This is a genomic window from Nonomuraea sp. NPDC051941 (assembly GCF_044593615.1).
The window spans coordinates 24,539-30,724 of sequence record NZ_JBIUCF010000092.1 but is presented as its reverse complement, the minus strand read 5'-3'; the positions used below and the strand labels follow the sequence as shown (position 1 = coordinate 30,724).

The 6,186-nt window shown below is 68.9% G+C and carries 5 protein-coding genes; 2 read left to right on the top strand and 3 right to left on the bottom strand.

Translation table 11 applies throughout. The annotated features are described in order from the left end of the window. The coding region (locus tag ACIHFD_RS65305) for a non-reducing end alpha-L-arabinofuranosidase family hydrolase (protein WP_397375519.1) at positions 1-201 on the top strand (201 nt) is incomplete at its 5' end. Between the two features lie 171 nt (positions 202-372). Next, on the top strand, positions 373-1,395 hold the full coding sequence (locus tag ACIHFD_RS65300) for a LacI family DNA-binding transcriptional regulator (protein WP_397375518.1): 1,023 nt from the start codon (positions 373-375) through the stop codon (positions 1,393-1,395). 20 nt (positions 1,396-1,415) lie between these two features. On the opposite strand, the gene ACIHFD_RS65295 is transcribed toward ACIHFD_RS65300, so the two are convergent. The 3 genes from ACIHFD_RS65295 to ACIHFD_RS65285 form a co-directional block, all read right to left on the bottom strand. After that, on the bottom strand, positions 1,416-2,462 hold the full coding sequence (locus ACIHFD_RS65295; RefSeq protein WP_397375517.1) for a LacI family DNA-binding transcriptional regulator: 1,047 nt from the start codon (positions 2,460-2,462) through the stop codon (positions 1,416-1,418). A gap of 449 nt (positions 2,463-2,911) precedes the next feature. Beyond that, complete coding sequence (locus ACIHFD_RS65290) at positions 2,912-4,648, bottom strand: cellulase family glycosylhydrolase (protein ID WP_397375516.1); 1,737 nt, start codon at positions 4,646-4,648, stop codon at positions 2,912-2,914. A gap of 42 nt (positions 4,649-4,690) precedes the next feature. Next, positions 4,691-6,145 (bottom strand): glycoside hydrolase family 43 protein, encoded by a 1,455-nt coding sequence (locus ACIHFD_RS65285; RefSeq protein ID WP_397375515.1) that lies wholly within the window; start codon positions 6,143-6,145, stop codon positions 4,691-4,693. Positions 6,146-6,186: the final 41 nt, after the last annotated feature.

Here is a 6,186-nt window from a genome sequence, read left to right as displayed (position 1 = left end):
CCCTTCGCCGGCAAGGCCAACAGCGGCGCCACCTGGACCAACGACATCAGCCACGGCGATCTGGTCCGCAGCAACCCCGATCAGACCATGACCGTTGATCCCTGCAACCTGCAGCTGCTCTACCAGGGACGCAACCCCAACTCCGGCGGCGACTACGGCCTCCTGCCCTACCGGCCCGGTCTGCTGACACTGCAACGCTGATGACGTGACACGGGTCCGGCTCGGAGCCGGCGTGGCAGGGCCGCCCTGCTCGCGCCCTTCCGCGAGACGGCCCTCCGGCTCGGAACACCGTTTCGGGGCGGCCCGGCGATCCGGGCCGCCCCTCCGTCAACGGCTGCCCGTATCCCCGCACTCCGTGGCTAAACTGCCGCCATGCCCACGGAGTCGTCTCCTCTCACCCTCGCTCAGCTCGCCGAGCTGGCCGGAGTTTCCACCGCGACGGTCTCCAAGGTCGTGAACGGCCGTTCCGAGGTGTCGTCCGAAACCCGTGCCGCCGTGGAGGAGCTCATCCGCCGGCACGGCTACCGCCGCCAGCGCCGCCGCTCCATGCCGACGGCCCTGGTGGAGCTCGTCTTCCACGCTCTGGAGGGCGACTATCCCGTCGAGATCACCAAAGGCGTGGCGGAGGTCGCCCGTCAGCACGACCTCATGGTGGGGATATCGGACCTGCACCGTGACCACACCGCCGGAGACGTCTGGCTGGAGAGCGTACTGCGGCGCCGCCCGAGCGGCGTGATCGCGGTGTTCTCCGGCCTGACCGAGACCCAGCACGAACAACTCGCCCGCCGCGAGATCCCGCTGGTCCTGCTGGATCCGGCCGACACTCCCGCGCGGAACATCCCATCGGTCGGCGCCGGCAACTGGAACGGCGGGCTCACGGCCACCCACCACCTCCTGGAGCTCGGGCATCGCCGTATCGCCATCATCACGGGGCCCGACTCCGCGCTGTCCAGCCGGGCCCGTCTCGACGGCTACCGCACCGCCCTCGACATGGCCGGCGTGCCCGTCGACCCGGAGCTGATCGGCCGGGGGGACTTCTTCATCGAGGGCGGTCTGGCCCAAGCGCACCGCATGCTGCGCCTGCCCGACCGGCCAACCGCGATCTTCGCCACGAACGACGGCCAGGCCATCGGTGTCTACCACGCGGCCCATCAGCTCGGCCTGCGCATCCCGGATGATCTCAGCGTGATCGGCTTCGACGACATGCCGTCGGTGCGGTGGGCCGTTCCACCGCTGACCACCATCCGCCAGCCCCTCACCGAGATGGCCGCCGCGGCGACCTCGATGCTGCTGACACTGGCCCATGGCGAGCAACTGCCGCAGAGCCGCGTCGAGCTGGCCACCGAACTCGTCGTACGCGAGAGCACCGGACCTCCCACACTCCCGCCCGCCTGAGCCGGAGCGCGGCATCCAGCTCAGTCCCTCGGCGGTGCTGTGCTCTCGCGGACCGTGAGAGTTGTCGCGATCTCCAGCCCCGCTTGGGGGACCGACTCCCCGCGGCCGATGGCCAGCGCCAGTTCGGTGGCGGCGACCGCCATCTCGCTCAGCGGCTGGTGGACCGTGGTCAGAGGCGGATCGACCCAGGCCACGACCGGAACATCGTCGAAGCCCACCACGCTCAGGTCCCCGGGGATGGACAGCCCGAGCTCGCGAGCGGCTTGGTAGACGCCGAGCGCCTGCATGTCGTTCGCGGTGAAGATCGCGGTCGGCCGGTCAGGCCTGGACAGGAGCTCGCGCGCCGCGGCGCAGCCGTCATCGCGGGTGAGAAGGGTCCTGACCAGGAGTTCGGGATCCGCGGGCACGTCGGCTTCAGCCAGCGCGGAGAGGTATCCGGCCACTCTGGCGCGGCAGAAGGCATGATCCGGACCGCTGATCATGGCGATGCGGCGGTGCCCCAGTCCGAGCAGGTGCCGGGTCGCCGTCTGGCCACCCCTCCAGTTGGTGGCGCCCACGAAGGGGACACCGTCCGGCAACTCTTCGATCGGGTCGAAGACGACGAACGGGATGCCTTTCGCCTTCAACTTGTCACGCTCGGACGGCGAGAGCTGGGCCACTGACAAGACGCAGCTAGGCCGCCGGCCGACCGTATCGTCGATGGACATCGTAGGCGTGCCGTGGAGGCCGAACTCCGAAACCATGACCCCGACGCGGCTCTTTCGCGCCACCTGCTCCACACCGCGGATGATCTCCACGGCCCACATGTGCTCAAGCTCGCGGAACACGAGTTCCACGACATTGCTCCGGTTGGCCGAGGGCCTGCGGTATCCGTGCCGGTTGATCAGCTCTTCGACACGGGCACGAGTCTGCTCCGAGACTCCCGAACGTCCGTTGAGCACTTTCGACACAGTGGGGATCGAGACGCCCGCGGACTCGGCGATGTACGCGATGGTGACCGACGCCGGTCCGTCACCTCCCGCGCTCTGCTCGTCGGCCGCTGGTCCGCCCGGTCGGTTGTCCGTCACGTTCACCCTTCCTCATCAGCGGCGGGTCCGCCCCGGCTTGTCCCCGGCCATTCTCGCACCGGGCGCCAGGGGCGGCCGGACCGTAGGCGATGCGTCCTGCCCACGCGGGGCGGCAGGCCACGAATCATCACTTACACCAAGGAAACTATAGAGCAAGTCCGACGAAAACTTTCCTGCTGCCAGGACTCCGTCACTGATGGCAAACGGTGGTTTCGCCTCGCGCCCATGCGGGCGAGCGTCGCAGCGGCCGGCATGCAGAGCCAGTGCATGGCTGTCATCGCTGGTATGGCAGGGCTTCCCGCGCGAGATGTTCGATAGCACGGTTTCGCGAGAAACTTTCGCGCTGCGACGTGAGGGCCGCCGACTTCGCCTTCATCCTCACCGTGACCTCCTGAAAAGCGCACCGCCCCGCGTGCCGGCGATCCGGCACGCGGAGCGGTGGCATCCGGTCAGGAGGTGGTGCCGGTGACCGAGTCGCCGGACTTGGTCACCCGGTACGTGACGACGGCGCCGCTCCAGAAGTGGAAGGTGAGCGACACTGGCGCGTTCTCGCGCAGGGAACCGAGGAAGTCCGAGGTGAGGCGGATGGTGTTGTTGGCGGAGTCGGGAGAGAAGGCCCTGCCGAACTCCTTGTAGGAGGTCCAGTCGTGCGGTCCGGCGTTGCTGCCGTCGGCGTACTTGGCCTCCATCGTGGCCAGTTGGTCACCCCGGAACTGGGTGGGGACGGCCAGGGACTGCGCCGTGCCGGTCGCGTTCGACAGCACCGGGGTGTCATAGCTGATCACGTTGATCTGCCAGGGGATTCCCTGGGAGAACCTGGCCTGGATCGTTGCCCTGACGCCATACGACCGGTCGCCGGCCAGCCGCGTGAGTGCCGCCGCCGTGAGCGTGAGCTTGTCGCCGGAGACGGTGTAGTCCCTGCCCGGGGCCAGCATGGTGTTGCCCTGCCAGAGCCCCCGGAACGTGGTCCCGTTCAGGTTCAGGGTGAGCGACTGGGCCGCGATCGCACTCGACTTCGGCACATAGATCGAATCAGCGGAAGCCGTGCCCGAACGCGTGGTCCAGCTCGACTTGATCTGGGCGAACAGCTCGGGGTCCTTCCACCGCAGGGTCTCCCGGTTGAGGTGCTGGCCGTTGTCCCACCACATCGTGGTGAGCTTCTTGGCTCGCGCGTGGTGGCCCAGCGCTTCGAAGAACTTCAGCTTCTCGCCCCGCTGGACGGCGTTCACGTCCACGTCGAAGCTGAGCAGGCCGTACTCGCCGAGGATCACCGGGACGCCACGGGAGACGAAGGACTTGTAGGCCCTGTCGAAGGCGTCGACGAGGTCCTGTTCGGACTGGGAGTCGAAGCGGGTGTATCCGGCGATGTTCACGCTGAACGGCCAGAAGCCGTAGTAGTGAATGGTCGCGACCAGATTGTTGTCGCCCAGCGCGGTCATCTCGGCGACCAGCTTGTCCATGAGCTCCTGAGACGGCGTCGTACCCATCGTCGGCAGCACGAGCAGCCGGGTCGAGTTACCGCCGCCGGAGCCGCGGACGATGCCGTGGAACGAGCGGTTGAGCTCGGCGAGCATCTGGCCCTTCTGCTCGTCGGTGCCGCTGGAGAACTGCGGCTCGTTGACGCTCTCGAAGAGCACCTTGCGCGGCGCGTCCCGGAACGCGGCGGCGATCTGGGTCCAGGTGGCGTTGAAGCGGGCGAGCACCTGGTCGTGGTCCGTGCCCATGTTGGCGATCCACTGCCACGAATCGTGGTGGACGTTGATGAGGACGTGGAGGTCCGAGGCCAGCGCCATGTCGACCACCTGCTTGGCGCGCGCCATCCATGCCGCGTCGATGGTGTACGGCGCGGTGCCGGCCTGATGGTCGGTCCAGGTGATGGGGATGCGGACGCTGCGGAACCCCTGGGATCGGATGGCTTGGAACAGGGCCTTGGTGGCCTGGGGGTTGCCCCACGAGGTCTCGTCGGGGATCGCGTCCAGCGTGTTGCCCAGGTTCCAGCCGGGCTGCATCGCCGCCACGACGTCCATCGCGCTGTCGGCGCGAGTGCGGCTCGACGCCGTGTCGTAGGTCGCGGCGACGGCGGGGACGCTCGCCAGGCCCAGAACAGTGATCAGCGCGATCACCAGGCCGGCCGCGCGCCTGAGCCCTCGTAAGCGGTGGCGCGCTGTCTGCTGATTCTCCTTCATTTCTTCCCTTCCTTTGTGTGGACACTTCTGGTCACGGTGCGATCAGGCAAAGGACGGAGGCTCGTAGTCGAACCAGTCGAAGTGGACAGTGCCGGCGGCGGCGTACATGCCGATCACCCGGCCGGTGAAGCCGCCCGCCACCTCGGTGGAGAGGTAGCGGCCGTCGAGGATGGCGAGCGCGGTGAAGCCGCCGTCCTCGGTCTCCACGCCGAACGAGAGAGCGTCGGGCCCGGAGCGCGCGTCGTGGGGCGGCTGCGATTCGTCCGTCCGGACACCGAGCACCAGCGGACCGGCGGGGACCGGATGTTCGGCCACCACGGCTCGTACCGAGCCGATGCGGGCGATGACCTGCACCTGGCCGTCCCCCGCCTCGATCTCGTAGTGGTGTCGCTCGTCGAGCCGGATCGCGAGGCCGCCGCGCCCCTGCGAGGGGTCGATCAGGGTCCGTGCGCGCCACTCCAGGTGCTGCTGACGGCGCCCGAGGAAGGTCACGTCCGCGTCGTCCAGCGAGGCGCCACGGGCGCGGAGCGTCAGCCAACCGGCCCGCTCCTTCGTGGTGCAGAGGTCCGCCGGGCGGCTCCGCACCGAGATCCAGTACGCCTGGAGTTCGGCGAGGTCGAAGTCGTCCCTGCCCGCCACGGCGGATCCGGCCGGAGTGCCCGGCGAGAGCTCGCCGACGACAGGCCAGCCGTCCACCCAGGTCACCGGGGCGAGAAAGGTCTCGCGGCCCAGAACGTGCCAGCCGGGAGTGCCGCCGCGGGGCCGTACGCCGAGCAGGACCATCCACCAGGTTCCGTCGGGAGCCTGTACGAGATCAGCGTGGCCGGTGTTCTGGATCGGATGCGTGGTGCTCCGGTGGGTCAGGATCGGGTTGGCCGGGCACGGCTCGAACGGCCCGTCGGGCGCGGTCCCGCGGGCGATCGAGACGCCGTGGCCCCGCTCGGTGCCGCCCTCGGCGATGAGCAGGTACCAGTACTCGCCGATCCGGTAGAGGTGCGGCGCCTCCGGGGCTGCGGCGCCCGGGGTGCCGGACCAGACCTTGTGCGGCGGCCCGAACGTCTCTCCTGTCCGCGGGTCGATGCGAACCTGCCCGACCCCGGCGAACGTGCACCAGCACGTGCCGTCATCGTCCCACGCGAGATCGGGGTCGATGCTGGGGACGCCGGGCAGCCGGATCGGGTCGGACCACGGTCCGGCGGGATCGGTGGCGGTGAACAGCATGTTGCCGCCGCCGTCGCTCACCACGGTGACGATCAGCCAGAACCGGCCGTCGTGGTGGCGGAGCGTGGGCGCGTAGACCCCGCCCGACGAGAGGGTGTCGGCGGACAGGTGCAACTGGCTCGGCCGCTCGAGGGCGTTGCCGATCTGCGTCCAGTGCACGAGGTCGCGACTGTGGAAGACGGGCACGCCGGGGAAGTACTCGAAGCTGGAGCAGACGAGGTAGTAGTCGTCGCCGACGCGGCAGACGCTGGGATCGGGGTGAAACCCGGGGATCACAGGATCAGCGAGGGTGGGAGTCGTCTGAGTATGGTCTGACA

What these genes read in the sequence shown, in the direction of transcription:
- ACIHFD_RS65300 (WP_397375518.1), top strand. Translation starts at nt 373, where the DNA reads ATGCCCACGGAGTCGTCTCCTCTCACCCTCGCTCAGCTCGCCGAGCTG.
- ACIHFD_RS65290 (WP_397375516.1), bottom strand. Translation starts at nt 4,648, where the DNA reads ATGAAGGAGAATCAGCAGACAGCGCGCCACCGCTTACGAGGGCTCAGG.